The 25,385-nt window shown below is 64.8% G+C and carries 23 protein-coding genes; 6 read left to right on the top strand and 17 right to left on the bottom strand.

Annotation, left to right across the window (positions count from 1 at the left end; genetic code table 11):
- Positions 1 to 23 precede the first annotated feature (23 nt).
- The 12 genes from acsF to bchF form a co-directional block, all read right to left on the bottom strand.
- The gene (gene acsF, locus ACOXXX_RS11460; protein WP_422826726.1) at positions 24 to 1,151 is read right to left on the bottom strand and encodes a magnesium-protoporphyrin IX monomethyl ester (oxidative) cyclase; all 1,128 of its coding nucleotides are present in this window, start codon (positions 1,149 to 1,151) and stop codon (positions 24 to 26) included.
- On the bottom strand, positions 1,148 to 1,444 hold the full coding sequence (locus ACOXXX_RS11465) for a hypothetical protein (RefSeq protein ID WP_422826727.1): 297 nt from the start codon (positions 1,442 to 1,444) through the stop codon (positions 1,148 to 1,150). Before ACOXXX_RS11465 ends, acsF begins: the two co-directional genes overlap by 4 nt.
- Before the next feature lie 19 nt (positions 1,445 to 1,463).
- Positions 1,464 to 1,925 (bottom strand): photosynthetic complex assembly protein PuhC, encoded by a 462-nt coding sequence (gene puhC, locus ACOXXX_RS11470; RefSeq protein ID WP_422826728.1) that lies wholly within the window; start codon positions 1,923 to 1,925, stop codon positions 1,464 to 1,466.
- 4 nt (positions 1,926 to 1,929) lie between these two features.
- The gene (gene puhB, locus ACOXXX_RS11475) at positions 1,930 to 2,568 is read right to left on the bottom strand and encodes a photosynthetic complex putative assembly protein PuhB (protein WP_422826729.1); all 639 of its coding nucleotides are present in this window, start codon (positions 2,566 to 2,568) and stop codon (positions 1,930 to 1,932) included.
- 30 nt (positions 2,569 to 2,598) lie between these two features.
- Complete coding sequence (puhA, locus tag ACOXXX_RS11480; protein ID WP_422826730.1) at positions 2,599 to 3,369, bottom strand: photosynthetic reaction center subunit H; 771 nt, start codon at positions 3,367 to 3,369, stop codon at positions 2,599 to 2,601.
- Positions 3,370 to 3,395: 26 nt separating this feature from the next.
- Entirely contained in the window at positions 3,396 to 4,832 is a 1,437-nt protein-coding gene (locus ACOXXX_RS11485) for a PucC family protein (protein ID WP_422826731.1), read from the bottom strand.
- A complete protein-coding gene (gene bchM, locus ACOXXX_RS11490) occupies positions 4,829 to 5,497 on the bottom strand; it encodes a magnesium protoporphyrin IX methyltransferase (protein WP_422826732.1) in 669 nt (222 codons plus the stop codon). Before bchM ends, ACOXXX_RS11485 begins: the two co-directional genes overlap by 4 nt.
- On the bottom strand, positions 5,498 to 6,316 hold the full coding sequence (gene bchL, locus ACOXXX_RS11495) for a ferredoxin:protochlorophyllide reductase (ATP-dependent) iron-sulfur ATP-binding protein (RefSeq protein ID WP_422826890.1): 819 nt from the start codon (positions 6,314 to 6,316) through the stop codon (positions 5,498 to 5,500).
- Positions 6,317 to 6,572: 256 nt separating this feature from the next.
- A complete protein-coding gene (locus ACOXXX_RS11500; protein WP_422826733.1) occupies positions 6,573 to 10,142 on the bottom strand; it encodes a magnesium chelatase subunit H in 3,570 nt (1,189 codons plus the stop codon).
- Entirely contained in the window at positions 10,132 to 11,682 is a 1,551-nt protein-coding gene (gene bchB, locus ACOXXX_RS11505; RefSeq protein WP_422826734.1) for a ferredoxin:protochlorophyllide reductase (ATP-dependent) subunit B, read from the bottom strand. Before bchB ends, ACOXXX_RS11500 begins: the two co-directional genes overlap by 11 nt.
- Positions 11,679 to 12,965 carry a ferredoxin:protochlorophyllide reductase (ATP-dependent) subunit N gene (locus ACOXXX_RS11510; protein WP_422826735.1) on the bottom strand — a complete coding sequence of 429 codons (1,287 nt, stop codon included), beginning with the start codon at positions 12,963 to 12,965 and terminating at the stop codon, positions 11,679 to 11,681. Before ACOXXX_RS11510 ends, bchB begins: the two co-directional genes overlap by 4 nt.
- A complete protein-coding gene (gene bchF, locus ACOXXX_RS11515; RefSeq protein WP_422826736.1) occupies positions 12,962 to 13,450 on the bottom strand; it encodes a 2-vinyl bacteriochlorophyllide hydratase in 489 nt (162 codons plus the stop codon). The genes ACOXXX_RS11510 and bchF overlap by 4 nt, the downstream gene beginning before the upstream one ends.
- Positions 13,451 to 13,756: 306 nt before the next feature.
- On the opposite strand from bchF, the gene ACOXXX_RS11520 reads away from it, so the two are divergent.
- From ACOXXX_RS11520 to idi, 6 genes are read left to right on the top strand one after another with little or no spacing between them, the layout of a single operon-like run.
- Entirely contained in the window at positions 13,757 to 14,542 is a 786-nt protein-coding gene (locus ACOXXX_RS11520; RefSeq protein WP_422826737.1) for a cobalamin B12-binding domain-containing protein, read from the top strand.
- Complete coding sequence (ppsR, locus tag ACOXXX_RS11525) at positions 14,543 to 15,967, top strand: transcriptional regulator PpsR (protein ID WP_422826738.1); 1,425 nt, start codon at positions 14,543 to 14,545, stop codon at positions 15,965 to 15,967. It begins immediately after the preceding gene.
- A gap of 57 nt (positions 15,968 to 16,024) precedes the next feature.
- A complete protein-coding gene (gene chlG, locus ACOXXX_RS11530; protein ID WP_422826739.1) occupies positions 16,025 to 16,933 on the top strand; it encodes a chlorophyll synthase ChlG in 909 nt (302 codons plus the stop codon).
- Positions 16,930 to 18,210, top strand: a complete 1,281-nt coding sequence (locus tag ACOXXX_RS11535) for a BCD family MFS transporter (RefSeq protein ID WP_422826740.1) — start codon at positions 16,930 to 16,932, stop codon at positions 18,208 to 18,210. Before chlG ends, ACOXXX_RS11535 begins: the two co-directional genes overlap by 4 nt.
- A gap of 2 nt (positions 18,211 to 18,212) precedes the next feature.
- Complete coding sequence (locus tag ACOXXX_RS11540; protein WP_422826741.1) at positions 18,213 to 19,388, top strand: geranylgeranyl diphosphate reductase; 1,176 nt, start codon at positions 18,213 to 18,215, stop codon at positions 19,386 to 19,388.
- Positions 19,385 to 19,921, top strand: a complete 537-nt coding sequence (gene idi, locus ACOXXX_RS11545; protein WP_422826742.1) for an isopentenyl-diphosphate Delta-isomerase — start codon at positions 19,385 to 19,387, stop codon at positions 19,919 to 19,921. Before ACOXXX_RS11540 ends, idi begins: the two co-directional genes overlap by 4 nt.
- Before the next feature lie 99 nt (positions 19,922 to 20,020).
- Here idi and dxs read toward each other — a convergent pair whose 3' ends face one another.
- The 5 genes from dxs to pufA form a co-directional block, all read right to left on the bottom strand.
- The gene (gene dxs, locus ACOXXX_RS11550; RefSeq protein ID WP_422826743.1) at positions 20,021 to 21,943 is read right to left on the bottom strand and encodes a 1-deoxy-D-xylulose-5-phosphate synthase; all 1,923 of its coding nucleotides are present in this window, start codon (positions 21,941 to 21,943) and stop codon (positions 20,021 to 20,023) included.
- A 185-nt stretch (positions 21,944 to 22,128) separates the two neighbouring features.
- Positions 22,129 to 23,247 carry a photosynthetic reaction center cytochrome PufC gene (gene pufC, locus ACOXXX_RS11555; RefSeq protein ID WP_422826744.1) on the bottom strand — a complete coding sequence of 373 codons (1,119 nt, stop codon included), beginning with the start codon at positions 23,245 to 23,247 and terminating at the stop codon, positions 22,129 to 22,131.
- Position 23,248: 1 nt separating this feature from the next.
- Positions 23,249 to 24,235 (bottom strand): photosynthetic reaction center subunit M, encoded by a 987-nt coding sequence (pufM, locus tag ACOXXX_RS11560; protein ID WP_422826745.1) that lies wholly within the window; start codon positions 24,233 to 24,235, stop codon positions 23,249 to 23,251.
- 3 nt (positions 24,236 to 24,238) lie between these two features.
- Entirely contained in the window at positions 24,239 to 25,078 is an 840-nt protein-coding gene (pufL, locus tag ACOXXX_RS11565; protein ID WP_422826746.1) for a photosynthetic reaction center subunit L, read from the bottom strand.
- A gap of 151 nt (positions 25,079 to 25,229) precedes the next feature.
- On the bottom strand, positions 25,230 to 25,385 hold the full coding sequence (gene pufA, locus ACOXXX_RS11570; protein ID WP_114509226.1) for a light-harvesting antenna LH1, alpha subunit: 156 nt from the start codon (positions 25,383 to 25,385) through the stop codon (positions 25,230 to 25,232).

Raw genomic sequence — 25,385 nt, forward strand, 5'->3', positions numbered from 1 at the left:
GGGAGCTGCCCCCCCCATTACGGTCAATAGGCAGGCTCCAGCCGCGTGCTGGCTGGCACCTCGTGTTTCACGGTCGGAATGGTGTAAAGCTTGACGAAAGCCAGCGCCGCCTTGGCGGACCCGCCCAGTTCCTGCAGCTTGCCCGCGATGCCGCCCTTCTTCTTGCCCGCCGCGATCTGGATGTTGGCGCGCTGCAGCGCCTCCAGCGTCGGCTGCCAGCGTGGATGTTCGATATCCAGCGTGATCGGAAAGATTTGCTCGGTCAGCTTGGAGGTCTTGGTAAAGACCTCGTGTGCGTACCAGTCGGGATCGACACCCAGCGCCTCGTGGAACTTCGGCCGCTGATGGTCGCGCACGTACATCGTCGCATAGACCGCGGTGAGGAAGAACTTGATCCAAAGCACATTCTTGCCGCTGGTCAGCTTGGGATCGGTCTTCATCAGCAGGGCAAAGGCCTCACCGTGGCTGAACTCGTCGTTGCACCACTCCTCGAACCACTTGAAGATCGGGTGGAAGCGATGTTCGGGATGCGCCTGCAGATGCCGGAAGATGGTGATATATCGGGCATAGCCGATCTTTTCCGACAGGTAGGTGGCGTAGTAGATAAATTTGGGCCGAAAGTAGGTGTATTTCTTCTTCTGCGTCAGAAAGCCCAGGTTCACCGCGACGCCCGCTTCGCGCAGCGCGTCGTTGATGAAACCGGCGTGCCGCGCCTCGTCCCGCGCCATCAGCTGGAACAGCTGCGTGATGTCCTTGTTGTTGCCGCGCCGCTTCATTTCCTTGTAAAGCACGCAGCCTGAAAATTCGGCCGTGCAAGAGCTGACGAGGAAGTCGATGAATTCCTTTTTCAGTTCCGGCTCCATCCCGTCCCAATCGACGTGGTCCCAGTCTTCGTTCTTCTTGAAATGGCCCTTGTTGGGGTCGCTGACCATCTGCGCGATCAGCTTGTCCCAGTCCTCGCGCACCGGCGATACATCGATCGCGTCAAGCTCGTCGAAATCGGTGGTGTAGAACCGCGGCGTCAGCAGGGTGTTCTGCATCGCCAGATCGGTCGCCGCCTTGCTATCGAATTTCGACTGCGCTTCCTGGATGGCCAGGCCTTCCTCGACGGTGGTGGCATCGGCGGTGTGGGGGGCGTTCTGCATGTTCATAGCGTGACCTCCTCTGAGAAGGAAAATTCGCAAAGCTCCATGACCTCGAAATCGCCGGTCAGGCGGGTCCAGAGTTGTTCGAGCTTCGAGGCGCGGAAAATCGTCGCCTCGCGGTCTTCGGACACGACCTCACCAAAGGGGGCCATGATCTCCGGTCCGTGAACCTTGACCTCGTCGCCCGGGTAGATGACCGCGCCGTTGTTGAACCGCACATGCGCGTGCAGGCTTTCGAAACAGTGGCTGACCTCGACGGTGCAAGGCGCCCTTTCAATATCTTTCGTCAGTAGTCCCATGGTTCCGGTTCCCTTTCGGTTAGTCCAGCAGCCTGGCGAAGGCCGCTGCGTTGTCGGCACCAAACCCCATGAGGTCTGCATGCCATCCGGTGCTGGGATCAAAGATCGCCAGACGCCCGTTAGCGGTGCGGACGACCCTGACGGGTCCGTCCAGTGGTTGACGTGCCTTGGTGCGTTCGCGGTCAAGAACCCGCGCGACGCCGGCGATGAACCCGCCCTCCTGGGGGGTCAGGTCAGCAATGACCGTGCCTGTGGCATCAAGCACCCGTGCCGATCCGGCCAGATCGCCCGACAGGTAAAGAAAGCGCTCTGCCACGACGTCGGAGGCTGGCGGGGTCGAGGTGACGGGCCGCCCGGTCCAGACCGCGAAGGACACGATCACGAGGCAGAGCGCCACCAGCCCGAACATCGCGCGCACCATGATGCGCGGCACAAGATCACGGGCCGGGGCGTGGATGCGGGGGGTTGCGTGACTGGCCATGGCCCTACTCCGCCGCGACGGCGGTGGCGCCGCCTTGCGTGCTGCGGGCCACCTGCGGGGTGGTCACCCGCGCCTGCGCCGCATCGGCGATCAGCGCGGCCACCTTTTCAGGGTCGGGGATGCAGCGCAGCGTAGGCTGCGTTTCACGCATCCGCCAGGGGCGCACATGCGGCCAGCACACCAGATAGCTGAGCCGCGTGTCCCCCATCAGCGACAGCGCGATGGTGCCGGTACCGCGACGGCGCAGCGCCAGATCGGCGCTGGCCACTTGGGTATAGGGCAGGTTCAGCGTCACGGTCAGCGCCGCCCCGATGCGCATGGCGATGCGCCGGTTGGTGACGGTGTAGACCGTGGCGCGGGCCTGCACGTAGCCCACGATCAGCAGCATCGCGATCACGAGACCGCCGAGGATAAGGAACGGCACCGATGCCCCGATGGCCTGGCCCAGCGGCATCAGGTCCATCACCGCCACGAACCGCCACAGCGCCAGCAGGACAAAGTACCCCGCGACCCATGGCAGGCTCAGCGCGTCCCAGCTCAGCGACAGCCAGTCGGGCCGCCCCTGCCAAAGAATGCGCTCGCCTTCCGGCGGTGTTTCCGGCAATCCCAATACCGGCTCGGATGCAAAGTCATCATGTGACATCGGTGGTCCCCCCTTTCGTGGCTGGTGGCGTCAGATCAGCGAATCCTGACGCTTCCCGGCATAGAGGTGACCGCCGCCGTAATAGCCGCTGATCTTGTCCTCTTCGAGCTTGGTCACCTGGCGCGGGGCCGCATGCTTGGGCACCCCGCCGAAGTGTTCGCCGTAGATCGACTTCACGAGCACCTTTTCGCCCCAGATGCGCGCCAGCGTCATCGGGATCAGCCGGGTGCCGGTGCCGATGTCGGCCTCAAGCTCAACCTCCAGGTAACGCACCAGCTGTTCCGGCTCGTCGATCCACATGTCGACCACCTTGCCCGCGATGGCACCGTCGCCCGCAACCACCGGAAGCCCGCGCGGATCGCGGCCCGCCGACACGGCAAAGCCTTCGATCGCCGACATCGGCACGATCTTGGGATGACCCTTGCCGTCGAGTTCCGGCAGATCCTTGCGGTTGGCCCAGGACGCCGGGCCGACACCGTCGGCCATCGGGTTGCCCGTCGGTTCGAACGGAAAGCCGCCCGATGCCGCGCTGGGGGCCATGGCGATATCCGCCCGTTCCGGGTTCTGGCCCGACGGCACGGTCACTTCGCCCTGGCCGTGCGGCAGGCGAAAGGTCTTGTCGGCGGGGTTCGGAAAGACGCTGCCCGCATCCGCCTGGCTGCCGTCCTCATCGACCAGCGGATAGCCTTCGCGCTGGTTCTCGCGCTGGATCCAAACGACAAGCGCGACGAAGAAAAAGAAGAAAAGCCAGAGCGCGATGCTCGCGATATCAAGATTACCCAGGATATAGTCTTCGGTCATTTTAATGTCCTCCTTGTGGGCCTTGGTCAGGTTGGGAAATCGGCAAGGCCCAGCCCTGTCGGTTTCTGGTGTGAATGCGGTGTGCGCCGCGCCAGGCTGACAAGCGGCCCCAGCGCGACAAGAGTGATGAAGAGCAGCCCGATCTCGGCGTGGTAGACGAGGCTGTAGCCGGTGGCGGGATTGTTCAGCGCCTCGCCCCAGGCGCCGGTCAGCGCCACGGAATTCACGGCGTCACGGGTCGCCCCGCCAATGAGCGTCGACACGCCCGCCGCCGTGGCCTGCGCAGCGCCCCAGGCGCCTAGCGCCAGGCCGCGCCCGGCCAGCCCCTGCGCGGGCATGGTCATGGCCGCGGTCAGGGTCGACACGGCGAACAGCCCGCCGCCGAACCCGATGCAGGTCGCGCCCGCAAAGAACAAACCGGTCGATCCCAGCGGCGCCGCAAAGATCACCATGCTGAAGGCCGCGATGCCTGCCAGGATCCCACGTCCGGCCATGCGGTAGGGGTTGATGCCTCCGGCCAGCCAGCGCGCCGCCAGTGCAAAACCGACCAAGGCACCCGTGGCCCAACTTGCGGTCAGCAGCGTCGTCGCCGACACCGACAGGCCCAGAATTTCGCCGCCATAGGGCTCCAACAGCACGTCCTGCATGTTGAAGGCCATGGTGCCCAGAAAGATCACCGCCAGAAGGCGCCCGGCGGTGCCGCCTGCCATCAGGTCGGCCCAGGCGTCGCGGAACGACGGCTGCGGCGCGTCACGCTCGGCCTTGGTCATGGCGCGCACGCGTTCCTGTTTCCACAAGGCCACGACGTTCAGCACCACCGTCACCACCGCGGTGCCCTGCACCACCTGGATCAGCAGCAGCCCGGTGAAATCGCGCAACAGCCAGCCGATCACGATGGCCGACAGCCCCATGCCGATCAGATACATCACATAAAGCAGCGCCACGACGCGGGGGCGGGTTTCCTCGGTCGCGCGGTCGGCCGCCAGCGCCAGCCCGGCGGTCTGGGTCATGTGCATGCCAAAGCCGGTCATGATGAAGGCGAGCGCGGCCAGCACCTCGCCCGCGAAGGGCACGTCGTGCACCACGTCGCCGCCCAGGACCAGCAGACAGGACGGCATGATCGCCAGTCCGCCCATCTGCCACAGCGTCCCGAACCACAGATACGGAATGCGCTTCCACCCGATGGCCGAACGATAGTTGTCGGACTTGAAGCCCAGAAGCGCCCGGAACGGAGCGATCAGCACCGGCAAGGCGACCATGATCGCCACCAGCGTCGCGGGCACCGACAGTTCGACGATCATCACCCGGTTCAGCGTACCCAACAGCATGACCCCCGCCATGCCGACGGAAATCTGGAACAGCGCCAGCCGCAGCAACTGGCCCAGCGGCAGCCCGTCCGACGCCGCGTCGGAAAACGGCAGCATCCGCAAGGTCATCTGCTTGAGGGCCGTCGGCCGGCTCATGGCGTGACCTCCAGCGCCTGGGAAATGTAGAAGCCCGAGGTGACGCGCCCCAGATCGCGAAGCGGCAGCGGCGCGATGGTCCGGCCCAGCGTCTGCGCGGCATGCGGGATCATGGTCGGTGACCGGTCGGCGCGCGGAAAGAGCTTTCCGGCATACCACATCGTCATCAAGAGCGGCGTACGCGGCGCCACGGTAAAGACAATGCTGCCTCTGGTCCGCGCCGCGAGCCCGCCCAGCGCGTCGCGGATGTCGCGGCCGGTGTAGTAGATCAGGCTGTCCATCGCGACCACATGGTCGAACGCGCCCAGATCGGCCGACAGCATGTCGCCGCTGGCAAAGGTCACCCGGTCGCGCAGGTCCGCGTCCAGCCGCGCCTCGGCAATGCCGATCAGCGCGGGCGAGATATCGACCGCCACAACCTCTGCACCGCGCTGCGCCAGTTCGGCGGTCATCAGCCCGGTGCCACAGCCCGCATCCAGCACCCGAAGGCCGGTCAGGTCACGCGGCAACGCGCCCAGCAGGCGAGCGCGCATCCGGTCGCGCCCTTGGCGCACCGTTTCGCGAATGCGGCTCACCGGCGCGTCCGAGGTCAGACGCTCCCAGGCGCGGGTCGCGGTGCGGTCGAAATAATGCTCGACCCGTTGGCGTGTGGCGTCGTAGGACACTTAATCGAACCCCAGCAGTTCAAAGATTTCACGGTCGGGCAGCGACTGCGGCGCCAGCCCCTCGGTGCCGGCAAAGAGCAGCTGCGCCAGCCGCACGTATTCGGCGCGCGCCATCACGATGTCCTCTTCGTCGGGCATCTCGAACAGCGTCTTCTTCTTCAGCCGCGACCGGCGGATCGCATCGATATCGGGCATATGCGCGATGCGGTTGAAGCCCACGACATCGCAGAACCGGTCCACCTCGTCGGTTTCACGCGACCGGTTGGCGATGCAGCCCGCCAGCCGCACGTTGTAGTTCTTCGATTTCGCGCCCACCGCCTGGATGATCCGGTTCATCGCATAGATGCTGTCGAAGTCGTTGGCGGTGACGATCACCGCCCGGTCGGCATGCTGCAGGGGGGCCGCGAAACCACCGCAGACCACATCGCCCAGCACGTCAAAGATCACCACATCGGTGTCTTCCAGCATGTGATGCTGCTTCAAGAGCTTCACCGTCTGCCCGACCACGTAGCCGCCGCATCCCGTACCCGCCGGCGGCCCGCCCGCCTCCACGCATTTCACGCCGTTGAACCCTTCGGTCACGAAATCCTCGGGGCGCAGTTCCTCGGCATGGAAATCCACGTCCTTGAGGATATCGATCACCGTCGGCTGCAACTGGCCGGTCAGGGTGAAGGTCGAATCATGCTTGGGGTCGCAGCCGATCTGCAGCACCCGCTTACCCAGCGTCGAAAACGCCGCCGACAGGTTGCTCGACGTGGTCGACTTGCCGATGCCGCCCTTGCCGTAGATCGCAAAGACCTGCGCGCCTTCGATCTTCATCGACTCGTCCTGATGCACCTGCACCGATCCTTCGCCGTCCTGCCCCTTCAGGATCGGCGGCGCCGACACGCCGCGCGCCTCCAGCCCCGCGGCTTCGCGCAGATAGGCGCGGTTCGCGGGCGGTTGCTTTGTATCGAGCGGGCTCATGAGAGACTCCTTTCGGCACGGGCGAAACGCCCCTGCTTCTCCGGTTCAAAAATACCTCGGGGTCCGGGGCAGCGCCCCGGTCCGACGGTCCGAATATCGCGACGCATCATCATTCCGCGGCCACCCCTTCCACCCGATCCTCGAGCGCGTCTGCCGCGTCCTGCAACGCCGCCAGCGTGTCCGCATCGGGCTGCCAGTAGGCGCGGTCATGCGCCTCGAGCAGGCGGTTCGCCATCCGGCTCGACGCGGTGGGGTTGAGATCGGCAAGACGCGCGCGCATCTCTGCATCCAGCACGAAGGTTTCCGAAATCCGCTGGTAGACCCAGGGTTCCACCTGCCCAGTCGTGGCCGACCAGCCCATCGTGTTGGTCACCTGCGCCTCGATCTGGCGTACACCTTCGCTGCCGTGCTTGAGCATGCCTTCGAACCACTTGGGGTTCAGCGACCGCGACCGCGTCTCGAGCGCGACCTGATCGCGCAGGCTGCGCACCTTGCCCGCCCCGCGCGTCGTGTCCGAGATGTAGACCGCCGCCTCCTGCCCGCCGCGGGCCCGCTTCACCGCGCGGGAAATGCCGCCCAGCGTGTCAAAGTAATGATCGACCGTGGTCACGCCCAACTCGACCGACTCAAGGTTCTGATAGGCCAGGTCCACGTCCTTGAGCGCGCGCTGCAACAGCGCCGGGTTGGCGCTTGCCTTGCCCGACACACCATACGCAAAGCTCTTGCGCGCCTCGTAAGCGTCGGCCAGTTCGTCCTCGTCGCCAAAGGCGCTGCTGTCCACGAGGCCGTTGACGTTCGACCCATAGGCCCCTTCGGCGTTGGAAAAGACCCGAAGGGCGGCCATTTCCATGTCGCAGCCCATGGTCTGCGCGTATTCCAGCGCGTGGGCGCGGATGAAATTCATCTCAAGCGGCTCATCCGCCGTGGCCGCGGCCAGCGCCGCTTCGGCCAGCATCCGGGTCTGCAGCGGCAGCAGGTCGCGGAAAATACCCGAGAGCGTCATCACCACGTCGATGCGCGGGCGCCCAAGCTCGGCCAGCGGCACGAGGTCCGCGCCCGAGATCCGGCCAAAGCTGTCGAACCGCGGTTTCGCCCCGATCAGCGCCAGCGCCTGTGCCAGCGGCGCGCCGTCGGATTTGATGTTGTCCGATCCCCAAAGCACCAGCGCCACGGTGCGCGGCAGGCTCTTGTGCGTGTCGAGCAGAAGCTGTGCCTGACGTGCGCCATCGCGGCAGGCGAATTCCGTCGGCATCCGGAACGGATCGAAGGCATGGATGTTGCGGCCCGTGGGCAGCACCTCGGCCGACCGGATGAGGTCCCCGCCCGGCACCGGTTCGATATAGCGGCCCGCCAGCGCGCGCATCAGCGCGGGCAGTTCGGTGTCCTGCCGCAGCAATGCATCGACCCGGGCGCGGGTGTCGTCATCCGCGCCGTCGATCAGCGCCAGATAATCGGCGCGCTGCGCGTCGGTGTAGCCCCGACCCATCACATGCAACCCGTCGGGGATCAGCGCATCCTCGGTCTCCAGCAGCTTCAGCCACAGCGCCCCCGGCGCCACACCGCCCAGGTCCACCGCTTCGGCCTGTTCGAAGATCAACGCCTCAAGCTCGCCCCGTGCCGCGTCATCGGCATCCGTCTCGCGCCAGCGGGTCAGGCTGTCCTTGAGCTCGGCCAGCCCCTTGTAAAGCCCCGACTGCGCCAGTGGCGGCGTCAGATGCGTGACCGTCACGGCGCCCGACCGGCGCTTGGCCAGCGTCGCCTCGGACGGATTGTTCGACGCGTAAAGATAAACGTTCGGCATCTCGCCGATCAGCCGGTCGGGCCAGTCCGTGGCCCCCGGTCCGGCCTGCTTGCCAGGCATGAATTCCAGCGCGCCATGCATACCGAAATGCAGCACCACGTCGGCGCCGAAATCCTCGCGCAGCCAGCTGTAAAAGGTGGCAAAGGCATGCGTCGGGGCAAACCCCCGCTCGAACAGCAGGCGCATCGGGTCGCCTTCATAGCCGAACGCGGGCTGTACGCCGACCATGACATTCCCGAACCGCTGTCCCAGTACGAAAACGCCGCGCCCGTCCGACTGCACCTGGCCCGGCGCCGGGCCCCAGACGGCCTCGATCTCGTCCAGATGCGGGGTGGTGCGCACGATGGTTTCGGCGTCCACGTGTGCGGCGACATTCGCCTCTTGCCCGAACCGGGCGGCATTGCCTTGCAGCACAGCTTCGCGCAACGCCGCGACACTCTCCGGCACCTCGACCGCATAGCCGTCGGCCTGCAAACGGCTAAGCGTATTGAATAGCGATTCAAACACCGACAGGTACGCCGCCGTGCCGACCGCCCCGGCGTTCGGCGGAAAGCCGAACAGCACGATGGCGACCTTGCGTTCCGCGTTGCGCATCCGCCGCAGCCGCGCGAGCCGCAGCGTCTTTTCGGCCAGTTTCCCGATCCGCTCCGGGCAGGGCGACATCGCCTTTTGCGCCTGGCCGGCCTGGCAGGCATGGCGGCAACCGCCGCAGCCTTCTGCCCCGTGACGACCGGCAAAGACGGTGGGATTGGTCGCGCCATCGAGTTCCGGCAGCGCGATCAGCATCGTCGTCTCGATGGGCCCCAGCCCCTGCGGCGACGCGGCCCACTGGCCCAGCGTCTGAAACTCCAGCGGATGCGCGGCGATGTAGGGTATATCGAGGCCCTTGAGCACATCGATGGCCGACGCATTGTCGTTATAGGCGGGTCCGCCCACCAGGCTGAAACCGGTCAGCGACACCATCGCATCGATCCTGGCGCCCTTGGCGTCGCGAAAGAAGCCGTCGATGGCGGGGCGCCCGTCCAGACCACCCGCAAAGGCCGGGATGACCCGCATGCCGCGCGCCTCGAAGGCGCGGATAACGGCGTCGTAATGTGCGGTATCGGAGCTGAGCACGTAGGACCGCATCAGAAGCAGCCCGATCGTGGCCACGGGCGATTTCGGTGCCGGCAGTGCCGCGGGATCGGTGGTGATACGCTCGGGCAGATCGGGATGGTAAAGACCGGCCTCGGGGTATTCCAGCGGTGCCGGGGCCGCCCCGCCGCGCCATTCCTTGCGGCTGGCGTATCGGCCCAGCAGGTATCGGATCATCGCCTCGATGTTGTCGTCGGACCCGCCCAGCCAGTACTGCATGACCAGGAACCACGACCGCAGGTCCTGCGCCTTGCCGGGAATGAACTTCAGGATGCGCGGCAGGCGGCGCAGCATCTGCATCTTCTTCTCGCCGCTTTCGGTCGATGGCTTGGACGATCCGCGCAGCCGCTTCATCAGCTGCATCATGCCCGACTGCGGCGCCGCCATGTCGAGGTTGCCAAGCTTGGTCAGCTTGACGATCTCGGCATCGGCGATGATGCCGATCATCCCGTCGACGCGGTCGCGTGCCGCCGCCAGATCAGGCAGGATCGGGCGAATATGTTCCTCAAGGAACAGCAGGTTCGCGACGATCATCTGCGCGGCGGCGATATCGGCCTTGGCCGCAACCAGCGCGGCAGGGTTTTCGCCCCATTCGGCGGCAGCGTGGACCTTGATTTCCAGCCCCGGAAAATCGCGTGCCAGCCGGTCGCCCGCGCGGGCCACCGGCCCTGCCGCATGGCTGTCCAGCGTCAGGATGACGACGAGATAGGGCGCAGCCCCGGTGATGCCCAGCTCATCGCGCATAGTGGGCCTTTGCCTCGTAAAGGGTGTCGACGCTGATTTCCCCGACCCCGCGCTCGGCGGCGAAGACTTCGGTGTTGCGCCGCGCCTTGCCGCGCACGAAGAACGGTATCTTCTTCAGCTCCTTCTCGGCGGCGGGCAGCCAGACCACCTCGACCGACGTCCCATGCTTTTCCGGCTCGGAGCTACCGCGGGGGGTTGGTTCACCGGACCCGCTCTCTGCCAGCGCCTTGGCCTTGCCACCGTGATGCGAGGCACCGGCCTCATCGTGGAATTCGAAATCGGCGCGGAACATGTGCAGCAGGTGTTCCTCCAGCCCCATGACCAGCGGATGCACCCAGGTGTCGAAGATCACGTTGGCCCCTTCGATCCCCATCTGCGGGGAATAGCGCGCCGGAAAATCCTGAACGTGCACGGGGGCGGAGATCACGGCGCAGGGAATGCCCAGACGCTTGCCGATGTGACGCTCCATCTGGGTGCCGAGGATCATCTCGGGCGCCAGCTCTTCGATGCGGCGCTCGACCTCGAGGTAGTCGTCGGTGATCAGCGCCTCGACGCCATATTCCTTGGCAAGGCCCCGGATCAGCCGCGCCTGTTCGCGGTTGTAGCAGCCCATGCCCACTACCTCGAAGCCCATCTCGTCACGGGCGATCCGGGCGCAGGCGGCGACATGGGTGCCATCCCCGAACAGGAAGACGCGCTTGCCGGTGAGGTAGGTGGAATCGACCGATGCTGAATACCACGGCAGGCGCAGGCGGCTTTCGTCCAGTGCGGTGTCCATCCCGGAAAGCGCCGCCACTTCGGCCACGAAATCGCGGGTCGCGCCGACGCCGATGGGCACGGTCTTGGTGAAGGGCAGACCCAGCTCACGCTCCATCCAGCGGCAGGCGGATTCGCCGGTTTCGGGATACATCAGAACGTTGAAATGCGCGGCACCAAGGCGACGGATATCCGACGGGCTGGCGGGCATGGGGGCCACGACATTCACCTCGATACCCATTTCCAGCAGCAGGCCCGTCAGTTCGGTGATGTCGTCGCGGTGGCGGAACCCAAGCGCCGTCGGCCCGATCAGGTTGCAGGTGACGCGCGCGGTCTTTTCCACCGGCCGCGCCAGATGGCGGCAAATCTGAAAGAACGTCTCGTCCGCGCCGAAGTTTTCCTTGCGCTGGTAGCTCGGCAGTTCCAGCGGGATCACCGGCACCGACAGGCCCAGCGTTTCCGACATGCCGCCGGGATCGTCCTGGATCAGCTCGGCGGTGCAGGACGCGCCGACGATGATCGCCTCGGGTTCGAAGCGGTCATAGGCGTCAAGGCAGGCGGTCTTGAAAAGGTTCGCGGTATCAGCACCCAGATCGCGCGCCTGAAAGGTCGTGTAGGTGACCGGCGGGCGATGATCGCGGCGTTCGATCATGGTAAAAAGCAGGTCGGCATAGGTGTCGCCTTGCGGCGCGTGCAGCACGTAATGCAGCCCCTTCATCCCGGTGGCGACCCGCATCGCGCCCACGTGCGGCGGTCCTTCGTATGTCCAGACCGTCAGCTTCATTCCGCCGCCTCCAGCTTGAGCAGGCCACGGCGGCGCAGCGGGCGCGAGAAGAGACCTGCGAGGTCCCCTGCCTGCTCGTAGAAATGCACCGGGGTGAAGACCAGTTCGATCGCCCACTTGGTCGCCATGCCTTCGGCCTCGAGCGGGTTGGCCAGGCCAAGACCGCAGACCGTGAGGTCGGGCCGGGCGTCGCGGCAGCGCGCCAGCTGCTTGTCGACATCCTGCCCTTCGGACAGGGCAGGCCCCTCGGCCAGCAGATCGAGATCGGGCGACATGATCGCGCGATGCAGGAAGGGCACGCCAACCTCGACCGCCTGCATGCCGCATTCGCGGGTCAGGAACCGCGCCAGCGGAATCTCAAGCTGGCTGTCGGGGAAGAAAAAGACCGACCGGTCGCGCAGCGCCTCGGACGCCTGCGCCACGGCCTTGCGGGCGCGGGCGCGGGGGGCGGCGGTGACCCGCTCGAAGGTCGCTGCATCCACGTCGAATTCGGCGGCGATGGCGGACAGCCAGGCGGTTGTGCCCTCTTCACCAAAGGGGAAGGGGGCGGCGATATGGCGGGCGCCGCGACGGATCAACGCCGCATGGGTGTCGCCCAGAAACGGCTGGGTCAGCGCGAAAACCGTGTTGGCGCCGATGCCATAGTCGTCATCGACGCTGTGCGCGGGCAGCACCCGCACCTTGTCGATGCCCATGTCGTGCAACAGGCCCAGCGCCTGTTCCTCGACCACGTCCGGCAGCGCGCCAACCATCAGCAGCTCGCGCGCGTCAGTGTCCGGCAGCACCGGCACCATCGCGGCAAGGCAGGCGTCTTCGCCTTGGGTGAACGTCGTCTCGATCCCCGAGCCCGAATAGTTCAGCACCCGCACGCGCGGGGCGAATTGCGCGCTCATCCGTTCGGCGGCGCGACCCAGGTCGAGCTTGATGACCTCGGACGGGCAGGACCCGACGAGGAACAGCTGCCGGATGTCCGGGCGGCGCTCCAGAAGCTGCGTGACCACGCGGTCCAGCTCTTCCTGCGCGTCGGCCATACCGGCAAGGTCGGTCTCTTCGAGGATCGCGGTGGCAAAGCGCGGCTCGGCAAAGATCATCACGCCGGCCGCCGATTGCAGCAGATGCGCGCAGGTGCGGCTGCCGACAACAAGGAAAAACGCATCCTGCATCTTGCGGTGCAGCCAGATGATTCCCGTCAGGCCGCAGAAAACCTCGTGCTGGCCGCGTTCCTTCAGCACCGGCGTGTCAGAGCATCCGCGCGCGGGGGGTGGGGGGAAATGTCCGGTCATGCCGTGGCCCCCGATTGCAGCCTTGCCTGCCGCAGTTTCAGCACGAACTGGCCCGCGTTGATGACGTAGGCACCGTAGGCCGCCAGCGCCAGAACCATCAGTCCGGCAGGGTCGAGCGCGCCCGAGAACAGCGCCCAGACATAAGCTGCATGCAGGGTGATCACGACGAAGGAAAAGACGTCTTCCCAAAAGAAGGCGGCGGCGAAAAGATATTGACCGAAAACCACTTTTTCCCAGATCGCACCGGTGATCATGATGGTGATCAAGAGCGCGGTCTTGATCAGGATCGACCAGGTCGCGGCCTCGTACCCAAGCCCGGTCAGAAGATAGCGCAGCACAAGCGCGAGAGAGATCAGGAAGACCAGGAACTGCAGCGGCGCGAGAATGCCCTGGATGAGGGTCCAGACAGTCGCATCGCGGCGCGCACGCTCTTCCGGAGTATAGAGCGGGCCGGGCGATTTTCCGGGCGATAACGCGAGGGACATTTGCGATTCCAAGTGTGACACAGCTTCAAAACTAACGCCTGCCCTTCAAAAGTGTCAATTGAAACTTACACATTCAAATCTGACAGTTTTTGAGCCACCGTCGCGGGCAAACTCTGTGGAACATCGCATTTTTCATAAGAAAAACGGTGTATAATGGCCGTTCGAACGAGACCCCGGCCCCTTTAAAGGGGTGATTGTGTCAATTCTCTTTGACAATGAGGGGCACGTTTCAGAGAATAGCACAGCTTTGCCCGCGCCGTTGTCGCCGGTCAGACACCGTGGTTTAAAGCGCCGAGGCAAGTATTGATGAACGAGACTTACACAGATGATCGCCAGACGGACGCCCGCGACCGGGCCGATATTTCTGTGCTCGCCTCTGCCGTCATCTCTGCCCTGAGCGACAAGAACGACGAAGGATGCCGCACTGTCCGGTCCAGCGTAGTGCAGATGCTGGTCGAGGCCACTCTGGCAACGGAAGAGTTCGACGCAGCGACGCTTTTGCAGCAACTGCGCACCAACCGGGTCGGCCCTGACCAGACGGTCGATATCTACATTCCCGAAGCGGCCCGGCGGCTGGGGCAGATGTGGGTCGACGACGTGATCAGCTTTGCCCATGTGACCATCGCCACGGCGCGTCTGCAGGGGCTGCTGACGATTCTGGCCCCGCCCTGGAGCTTCAAGGCCGGTACCGGCGATCAGGACATCCAGATGCTGTTGATCCTGCAGGCCGACGACAGCCACACCCTGGGCCCGCATGTCGCCGCGGCGCAGTTGCGCAGACTGGGCGCGTCGGTGCGAATCCTCTTCGGCCCTGATTCGGCCACTCTGATGCAAGTGTTGTCGGAAGACATCTATGACCTGGTGATGTTCTCGACCTCACGCGCCGATGCGCTTGCACCCATCGCGAAACTGGTTAAACGCATCCGCGCAACGTCGAATATCGTGCCGCCGCTGGTCCTGGGCGGGCTGGTCTGCCAGCTGACGGACGGGGTCAAGGAAAAGACCGGCGTCGATCTGGTCACCACCGATGCGCGCGCGGCGTTCAAACTTTGTGAGAGCAAGAGGCACAAGACCCGGTCTGTGGCGCAGTAGATGAAGAGTGGCGGATCCAGCTTTTGGACGAACGGTTCGGTCCCCCTGATCGAACCGGAGTTCCTGTCCAGCATCATCGCTGTCGCCTCCGATATCGCGTTGGCCATCACCGAGGACGGAAAGATCCTGTCGGTGCTGATCAATCAGAACGACACCTCTCTGGGAAAGCTCGATCATTGGGAAGGGCGGTCGATCCGCGAATTCCTGACCGTTGAAAGCGTGCCGAAGTTCGATGCGGTACTGGCCAAGTTCAACAAGGGCGAAGCGCCGACCAAGGCGGTCGAGCTGAACCACGCCGACAACGCGGTCTGGGAATTTCCCGTGCGCTACAGCTTTCACCCCTTCGGCAACGAAAAGTCGCTGTTGATGCTCGGCCGTGACCTGCGCCCGATTGCCGAAACCCAGCAACAGCTCGTGCAGGCGCAGATGTCGCTGGAGCAGGGGTACGAGGCGCGGCGCGAATTCGACGCGCGCTACCGCTTGCTCCTGCGCACCGTGCGCGACGCGGTGGTCTTTGTTTCGGTCAGCGACGGGCGCATCAAGGATCTCAACGAAGCGGCGGCATCGGCCCTGGGATCCACGCGCGAGGATCTGATCGGATCGGTCTTTGCCGACGGGTTTCGCGACCGCCGCAACGATGAGCTGACCGAAACCCTGATCAACAATTCGCTGTCGGAAACCACCGGCGGGTACGAGGTGCAGACCCGGCGCGGGCGGCAGCGCGTGCTGCTGACATCCTCGGTCTTCCGGGTCGCAGGCGAACGGGTGCTGATCTGCCGGATCGAAGCGCCCGGCGACAGCACGCGCCATCAGGACGGACTGAGCCTGAACCTTGGCGTTCTCTTCGAAAAGGGGTCGGACGCGATCGTCTTTACCGGGATCACCGGCAGCATTTCGGCCTGCAACGACAGCTTTCTTGATCTGGTCGATGCCGCGCACTTGGCCGATGTCAAAGGCCGCAACCTGTCCGAGTTTCTGGGGCGCGGGCAGATCGATATGTCGGTCCTGATCGAAAATGCCCGGCGGTCCGGACAGATGCGGATGTACTCCACCAAGCTTATGAACGATCTGGGCGCCAAGACCGCGGTGGAAATGTCGGCCACCTATCTCAATGACCGCAACGATCCTGAACTGGGCTTTGTGATCCGCGACGCCAGCCGCGTCGATGCGATCCGCAAGGCCCCCGCACATGCGTCCGAGGATTCGAACCGCAACGTGATGGAGCTTGTCGGCTCAGCCTCGTTGAAAGAGATCGTGTCGGAAACCACCGACGTGGTGGAAAAGATGTGCATCGAAACGGCCGTGAACCTGACGCGCAACAACCGCGTCGCCGCGGCCGAGATGCTGGGCCTGTCTCGGCAAAGCCTTTACGTGAAGCTGCGCAAATACGGCCTGCTGGACAAGCCGGGCAACGGCGACGACTAGCAGCGCGATCCTGCCATCAGGCTTGCACCGACTCGATTTGTCGTGTCTAGTTGACACATGACTGTCAGCACAGGTTTACACTCTCGTACCTATCCGGATCCCGCAGCAATGCTGCGGCTGATCAAGCCCGTCACGTGGTTTCCCCCGATGTGGGCTTATCTTTGCGGTATCGTGTCCTCGGGTCATGCCGTTGGTGGGCAGTGGGCCTTGGTGGTTCTGGGCGTGATCCTGGCCGGGCCCATCGTCTGCGGAATGAGCCAGGCGGCAAATGACTGGTGCGATCGGCATGTGGACGCCATCAACGAACCCGACCGCCCGATCCCGTCGGGCCGCATTCCCGGGCGCTGGGGCCTTTGGATCGCGCTGGCGATGTCGGTTCTTTCGCTGGCCGTCGGATCGCTTCTGGGCACCTGGGGGTTTGTCGCGACCTGCGTCGGCGTGCTGGCGGCCTGGGCCTATTCTGCCGAACCCGTCCGAATGAAACGGTCGGGCTGGTGGGGACCGGGCCTCGTGGGGCTGTCCTATGAATCCCTGCCCTGGTTCACCGGTGCCGCTGTTCTGGCGCAGACCCTGCCCGCGCTTCCGGTGATCCTTGTCGCCCTGCTCTACGGTATCGGCGCGCATGGGATCATGACGCTCAATGATTTCAAGGCGCTTGAGGGTGACCGCCAGATGGGCGTCAACTCCCTGCCCGTCACGCTTGGCCCCGAACGTGCGGCAAAGGTCGCCTGCGTGGTGATGGCCGTGCCGCAGATCGTGGTGATCGGGGCGCTTTTCTACTGGGGCAAGCCGTTGCACGGCGCGGGCGTCAGCGCGCTGCTGCTGGGGCAGGTCTGGGCCATGTCGGTGATGCTGCGAGATCCGCGCGCCAAGGCGCCGTGGTATAACGGCACCGGCGTGCTGATGTACATCAGCGGCATGATGGTGACCGCCTATGCTCTGCGCGGATTGGAAACTTTGCAATGACCTTGACCTGGCTTTCCATCGTCCGGTTGGGTCTCGTGCAGATGGCCCTGGGCGCGATCGTCGTTCTGACCACATCGACTCTGAACCGGCTGATGGTGGTCGAACTGGCCCTGCCCGCCGTGCTGCCCGGGCTGCTGGTCGCGCTGCACTACGGCATCCAGATCACCCGACCCAACTGGGGCTTCCGGTCCGACACCGGCGGCAACCGCACGGTCTGGATCATCGGCGGCATGGCCACGCTTGCCCTGGGCGGGATGCTGGCGGCGCTCGGTGTGGTGGTGATGCAGACGAGCTTTGCCGCCGGGCTGACCCTTTCGGTGCTGGCCTATGCGTTGATCGGGCTGGGCGTCGGCGCGTCGGGCACATCGCTCCTGGCGTTACTGGCCACCGCCACCGCCCCGCACCGCCGCGCCGCGGCAGCGACAATCACCTGGCTGATGATGATTTTCGGCATCGCGATGACCGCCGGTGTCGTCGGCGGGTTCCTTGATCCCTATTCACCCGCGCTGCTGCTGAAAATCGTGGGCATCGTCACCGCCGTGGCCCTGGGCATGACCTGCCTCGCCGTCTGGGGCATCGAACGCCGCGTGGTCGCACAGCCGCAGGCCGAGCCGATGCCGTTCCGGCAGGGATTGGTCGAGGTCTGGGCCGAACCCAAGGCGCGGAACTTCACCCTTTTCGTGTTTCTGTCCATGACCGCCTATTTCATGCAGGAACTGATCCTGGAACCCTATGCCGGCCTGGTCTTTGCCTTCACGCCCGGCCAGTCCACCACTCTCTCGGGTGCGCAGAACGGCGGGGTGTTCCTGGGCATGCTGACGGTCGGCATCGCGGCCACCGTCCTGCGGCTGGGATCGCTGCGCAACTGGGTGGTCGCGGGCTGTATCGGGTCGGCGGCCAGCCTTGTCGCCATCGCCAGCCTTGGCAGCACCGGCATCGGCGCGCCGCTGATGCCCGCGACCGTGGCGCTGGGATTCTTCAACGGCGTCTTTGCCGTCGCCGCCATCGGATCGATGATGGCGCTGGCCAGTGATGGGCGCGGATCGCGCGAAGGCACGCGGATGGGCCTTTGGGGTGCGGCGCAAGCCATCGCCGCCGGGTTCGGTGGGCTGCTGGGCGCAGCGGCGGTCGACATCATGCGCGTGCAGATGCCCGACGCGCAGGCCTTTGGCGCGGTCTTCCTGTTCGAAGCAACGCTCTTTCTTGCCGCGGCCGTGATGGCCGCGCGCGTTCTGCAGGGCCGCGCGCCCGCAGCTCAACTGGTACCGGGAGAATGACGATGTTCGATGTTGTTGTTGTGGGCGGCGGGCCGTCCGGCGCCACCGCCGCCGAGGATCTGGCCCGCTCGGGTCACCGCGTGGCGCTGCTGGACCGCGACGGACGGATCAAACCCTGCGGCGGCGCGATCCCGCCCCGGCTGATGGAGGATTTCCACATCACCGACGAACAGCTGGTGGCCAAGGTCAACACCGCCCGCATGATCTCTCCCACCGGGCGGCAGGTCGATATCCCGATCGAAAACGGCTTTGTCGGCATGGTGGATCGCAAGGATTTCGACCCGTTCCTGCGCGAGCGCGCGGTCGCGGCGGGAGCGGAGCTTTTCACCGGCACCTACCTGCGGATCGAGCGGCAGGACGGAACCCGCGTCGTCTACCGCGAAAAGGCCAGCGGCGAAGAACGCACGCTTGAAACGAAACTCATCATCGGGGCCGATGGCGCGCGCTCCCGCGTCGGGCGGACCGAAGTGCCGGGCGGCGACAGTATTCCCTATGTTCTTGCCTATCACGAGATCATCAAGGCCCCGCCCGCCAACGCGACCTATGACCCGGTACGCTGCGACGTGATCTATGACGGCGCGATCAGCCCGGATTTCTACGGCTGGGTGTTTCCGCATGGCGACAGTTGTTCGGTCGGCATGGGAACCGAGGTGGGGTCCGTGAACCTCAAACAGGCCACCGCCGATCTGCGCGCGGCCAGCGGTCTGACGGATTGCGAAACCCTGCGCCGCGAAGGCGCGCCCATCCCGCTAAAGCCGCTGGACCGCTGGGACAACGGCCTGGACGTGGTGTTGGCCGGTGACGCCGCCGGCGTCGTGGCGCCGTCCTCGGGCGAAGGCATCTATTACGCCATGGTCGGCGGGCGCGTGGCCGCCACCGCCGCCGCGGCGACGCTGGCCACCGGCAAGGTCAAGAACCTGATGCTGGCGCGCAAGCTGTTCATGCGCGAGCACAAGACGGTGTTCCGGGTGCTGGCGTCGATGCAGAACGCCTATTACCGCAGCGATTCCCGGCGCGAACGCTTCGTGTCGCTGTGCCATGACATCGACGTGCAGCGGTTGACGTTCGAGGCCTATATGAACAAGAAGCTCGTGAAGGCGCGGCCGATGGCACATATCAAGATCGGGTTGAAGAACCTGGGTCATCTGACCGGCCTCGTCCGGGAGACGCATGTATGACGATTGAGATACCGGCATGGGTCGACGGCCAACTGGTGCCCGTGGACAAGCTCGAGGCGCATGTCAAAGGCCTGCGCCACAAGGCCGTGTCGGTTTTCGTGATCCGCGACGGACAGGTGCTCATCCAGCGCCGCGCGTTGGGCAAGTATCACACGCCCGGTCTGTGGGCGAACACCTGCTGCACCCATCCCGACTGGGACGAGGCCAGCCTTGACTGCGCTCAGCGTCGTCTGTCCGAGGAACTGGGGATCACCGGGCTGGTGCCGGACTACCGCGACCGGGTGGAATACCGCGCCGATGTGGGTGGCGGGCTGATCGAACACGAGGTCGTCGACATCTTTGTCGCAGACGCCGGGGCCGACATGCCGCTGGTGCCCAACCCCGAAGAGGTGATGGACACCGCATGGGTCAGCTACGGCGCGCTTCTGGAGCAGGTCAAGGCTACCCCGGCCCGGTTCACGCCCTGGCTGCGGATCTATCTCGATACCTATGCCGACAGGATCTTTTCGCCAGAGATGCTGGCGCAGGCCTGACCGGTTTTCCCCGATTTTTCCGGACCAGCGTAGGGTGGGTTTTCAACCCACCATGACGGCGTTGGCGAAAGGTGGGTTACAAACCCACCCTACGATATCTCAGACCGAGCGGAGCGGAACGATCTTCTGATCCCGCCCCAACGCCTGGCAGGCCGCGGTGGCAATGTCCTTCCGCGTGAGGCCCGCATCGGCATACATCTCGTCGGGGCTGGCCTGATCGATGAACCGATCCGGCAGCGTCAGCGTGCGAACCGCTAGTCCGCGATCCAGCAGACCGCGCGCCGCCATTTCCTGCAGAACATGCGCGCCAAAGCCGCCGCGCGCACCTTCCTCGATGGTGATGAGCGCCTTGTGATGGCGGGCCAGCTGGGTGATCAGCTCCATGTCGAGCGGCTTGGCAAAGCGGGCATCGGCAATAGTGACGCTGATCCCGTCGTATTCAAGCAGCATCGCCGCCTCCCTGCATTCCTCAAGGTGCGCGCCAAAGGACAGGAGCGCCACGTCGGTGCCTTCGCTCAACACGCGGCCCTTGCCGATCTGCAGCACCTCGCCGCGGTCCGGCAGGGTCACACCGGTGCCGCTGCCGCGCGGATAGCGGAACGCGATGGGCCCCGCGTCATGCGCGGCGGCGGTGGCGACCATATGCACCAGTTCCGCCTCATCTGCGGCGGCCATGACGGTAAAGCCGGGCAGGTTGGAGAGATAGGCGATGTCGAAGGCCCCCGCATGGGTGGCCCCGTCGGCGCCCACCAGCCCGGCGCGGTCGATGGCAAAGCGCACCGGCAGGCCTTGCAGGGCCACATCGTGCACGATCTGGTCATAGCCGCGCTGCAGGAAGGTGGAATAGATCGCGCAGAACGGCTTCAGCCCGCTGGCGGCCATGCCGGCGGCAAAGGTCACGCCATGCTGTTCGGCGATGCCCACGTCGAAGACGCGGGCGGGAAAGCGTTTGGCCAGGATATCCACCCCGGTGCCCGAGGGCATGGCCGCCGTCACGGCGACGATGTTGGGATCACGCGCGGCCTCGGCCGTCAGCGCCTCGCCGAACACCTTGGTGTAGCTGGGGGCGTTGGGTTTGGATTTCGCCTGCGCCCCGGTCACCGGATCGAACTTGGACACGCCGTGGCCACGGTCGGCGCTGGTTTCAGCGGGGGCAAAGCCCTTGCCCTTGACGGTGCAGACGTGGATCAGCACCGGACCGGTGGCGCGGGCGCGCGCGGCGCGCAGCACCGGCAGCAGCTGGGTCATGTCGTGGCCGTTGATCGGGCCGATGTATTCGAACCCAAGTTCTTCGAACAGGGTGCCGGAGCCGGCAATCGCGCCCGTCACAAGCTGGCGCGCGCGCTTTGCGCCGTCGCGCATCGGGGCGGGCAGCGCGGATTCGAACCCTTCCGCCAGCGATTTCATCCGCGCCAGCGGCTCGTTCGCATACAGCCGCGAGAGATAGGAGGACATCGCCCCCACCGGTGGCGCGATGCTCATTTCGTTGTCGTTGAGGATGACGAACATCCGCCGCCCTTCGTGGCCCGCGTTGTTCATCGCCTCGTACGCCATCCCGGCGCTGATCGAACCGTCGCCGATCACGGCAATCGCGTCGCCGGTGGGGCGGCCCATGTCGCGCCCGACGGCAAAGCCCAGCGCGGCCGAGATCGAGGTCGAGGAATGTGCGGCGCCGAAGGGGTCGAATTCGGATTCCGCGCGCTTGGTGAAGCCGGACAACCCATCCTTCTGCCGCAGCGTGCGGATCCGATCGCGGCGGCCGGTCAGAATCTTGTGCGGATAGCACTGGTGACCGACATCCCATACAAGCTTGTCCATCGGGGTGTTGAAGACGGCGTGGATCGCCACGGCCAGTTCGACGACACCCAGAGAGGACCCCAGGTGCCCGCCGGTTTCCGACACGGCCGAGATCACCTCGGACCGCAGCTCGTCAGACAGGCGCGCCAGCGTCGTGTCGTCCATCTGCCGCAGATCGGCGGGGCCGGCGATGCGGTCGAGTGTCGGGGTTTCGGGTCTGGTCATGGCAGCCTCCTGCGAGGATGGGTGGTTGGCGTCACGTCCTCTACGGGGGGTGCCCAGGACGTGACGCCGCTCCTGTAGCCAACAGGAAGGGAACCGGGGTGTTGAGCCCCGACACCCGGTCGGTTCATGGGAGTGATCCGACCGGATCCGGCTGGGGCGGGGCGGCGCGAAACCGCCCCTGCCCGTTATTGTTCGTAGTCCGGCGGACCCGAAGCGGCGAGCTCGGGATAGTTGCCGATCACGTTGGTGCCCTGCAGCGGCTGCTGATAGCCCTTGTGGCAGGTCCGGCAGGCAGCCTTGGGCGCGTCGGCAAAGACCGGGCCAAGCCGTTCCGGCGGATAGACGTCCTGCAGCGGCACGAGATAGTCGTTGTTCAGCTCGATCACCATGTCGATGCCCAGAAGCTCGGTCGCCCATTGCGGCGTCACCTGCCCCGCGTCGTAGAAGGCGCGGCTGTTGTGACAGAAGACGCAGTTCACACCCAGCGAGTTGCTGACATAGTTCATCAGCGAGAAGGTGCGTTCGGCATCCTGCCAGGATGGGTAGTCCTCGGCGGTCGGCTTGATATCGACATGCGATTCAAGGTCGTGCACCTTGATCGACTCGCCGTTCAGCAGATAGGCCTCGAGCGCGTCGGACGGCAGCGAGGTGTAGGAGCTTTGCATCGTCACCTTGTTCTGCACGCCGCCCCAGCCAGTCATCGGCGCGCTGACTTCGCCCAGCTTGAACCAGATGTCCGACGGCACGTTCTGACCGCGGTGGCAGGTGTAGCAGGTCACGCCGACCTCTTTGTTGGCGTTCACGTGACCATCCCAGTTCTCGTTCAGGTTCTGGGTCATCTCGATCATCCGGCGCGACACGACCTTGGTGTAAAGATCGTCGTTGCCGTATTCCTCGATGCCGACATCGCCGTGGCAGTAGGCACAGCCCTGTTCGGGGGCAACCCACTGGGTGATGGCAGCCATCACCCGGTTGAAGTTGTCCTCGGTCAGATCGCCCAGCACCTGGACGTTCTCATAGGCATCCTTGGCCAGCGTTTCACCGCCCTCGGGCACGAAGGGTTCGTCGGTATACATCGCCTCGATCGTGGGATCGGGGGTGGCGAGGTCGGCCTTGAACTCGGGTCGGGACATCCCGGTGCCGCGCGGCCCGGTCTGCAGGCTGTCGGTGGCGGCAGGCTGGCCAAAGCTGACCAGCGCCGCCACGACGAGGACCGCCGCACCGCATGCCCCCACCAGGATCGCAGGACCGTAGATGTCGGTCTTGTTCTCCGAGTTCCACTTGTTGAACCATTGGGGAAGCATATCAGTTCTCCTGTCCAATGAAGGCTTCATAAGAGCCGTATGCATCGTAGCCGTAGCTGCCGTCATACATCGGAGCGAAGTGATGCTCCTGGGCCCAGATGAACCAGTTGTCCACGACCGTACCGGTGAGCAGGATGCCGATGCCGCCCGTGATCGGGGTCAGTACCGCAAACCACCAAGCCCAGCGGTGAATGCCTTCCATCGTGGCGTTGAAGCCCATGGTCCAGCGCCAGAACAGGGCCGCGCGTTCCGAGGCGGTGCCGCGGTCGACGATCTGCTCAAGCTCCCGGTCGCCGCCGTAGCGGGTCACGGCCAGGATCGTCGCCCCGTGCATGGCAAACAGCAGAACCGAGCCATAAAGGAAGACGATCGAGAGGCAGTGGAACGGGTTGTAGTAGAGGTTGCCGTACCGGATGCTGAACGCCGTGGTCCAGTCGAGGTGCGGAAAGATGCCGTAGGGCACCGCCTCTGACCACGATCCCATCAGGATCGGGCGGAAGAGACCCAGCACGAGGAACAGCCACACAGCGCTGGCAAAGGCCCAGAAGACGTGCTTGCCCATCTTGTGCTCTGCCGCCAGCAGGTAGCTGCGCAGAAGCCAGGTCATCACCGACACCAGCAGAAAGAAGCTGGCGATGATGTACCAGCCGCCGTCATAGAGCGGCGGGATGGTCAGCCCGTATTCGGGGCTTGGCGGTTCCAACGCCAGCCAGAAGCCCTGGCGCAGAAACTCCGGGATCGACCAGCCGACCTGCGCCAGCATGTTGATCCCGATGATGTTGAGCGCGAGGATCCCGGTCAGGATCGACAGCAGCCCGGTCCAGCCCAGGTAGACAGGGCCAAGCTGTGCGTTTCCGATCCAGCCCACGAGGGTGGAAAACCGGGCCCAGGTGCCGCGTTCGGCCTTGGCCTTGCCGCTGTCGTCCATACCCCATTCGGGGGCGCCCTGGACCTGGACCTGCGTGAATATGTTCTGATATTCGATCATGTCTTACATCCCCACGTTTGAGCCCCAGAGCGGAAGCTCCAGCCACCAGTTCCACCATTCCGGCCAGCCCTTGGTCCAGACCGGGCCCGAGATGATGATGCAGACCGCCGAGAAGAAGACGGCATTGATTGCGAGCAGGAAGCCCAGGCGGTGAATGCCCAGCGTTCCGATGGAATAGCCGATGAAATCGCGAAAGAACGTGTCTTCGTGATCCGGCGTCTTCATCTCCTCGCCCTTTTCGGGGTTGGCCGCCGACAGGATCAGACCGCCATGCAACGCGAGCGCCAGTGTGGTGGTGAAGAACAGTGTCACCGCCAGCATGTGGGCCGGGTTGTAATGGAAGTGCAGATAGGCGTAGCCGGTGTTGCTGACCCAGTCGAGGTGGCTGAAGATGCCATAGGGAAAGCCGTGCCCCCAGGCGCCCATCAGCAGCGGCCGGAAGATCACCAGCGTGACATAGGCCAGGATCGCGAAGGCAAAGGCAAAGGGCACGTGATAACCGATGCCCAGCTTGCGGCAGATCTCGACCTCGCGCAGCGCCCAGCTGATGAACGCGCCGGTCGCACAGATCGTGATGATCTGCCACAGCCCGCCTTCCATCAGCGGCGCCGCACCCAGACCATAGCTCAGGTCAGGCGGCGCGATGTTGATAAGCCAAGGGTTGAATGTGCCCTGATGCGCCGCGCCCCAGAAAATGAGGATGGTTCCCAACAAGGCGAAGAAGGCGGTCGTGACCCCGAAAAAGCCCACGTAGAAGGGGCCTACCCAGAAGTCGAACAGATCGCCGCCGATCAGCGTCCCTCCGCGGACGCGATATTTTTTCTCGAAGCTGAGCAAGGCCATCTTCTTGATCTCCGCGTTTGGCGGCGCGTCGTGTCAGGACGTCGACCGTCATTTCAATTCGTTTTTTGGTTTGCCGCGGGCAACCGGCGACATGCGTCGGCTGCCCGCGGCGATGCTGTCTTGACGTGCAAGCATCGCCCGTTTCGGGCGCTTACATGCCTGCCGATGCGGCGGTTTCGAACCAGTTCACACCGTTTGCCAGCACGACCATGTGGATCATTGCTGCCAGCAGGAAGAGAAAGACACCCTGCGCCACGAACACGCGACGGGGGTCGAAGACGAGCCAGATCTTGTAGAACTTTGCCAT

Source organism: Thalassococcus sp. BH17M4-6, from assembly GCF_049323015.1.
Lineage (GTDB): Bacteria > Pseudomonadota > Alphaproteobacteria > Rhodobacterales > Rhodobacteraceae > Puniceibacterium.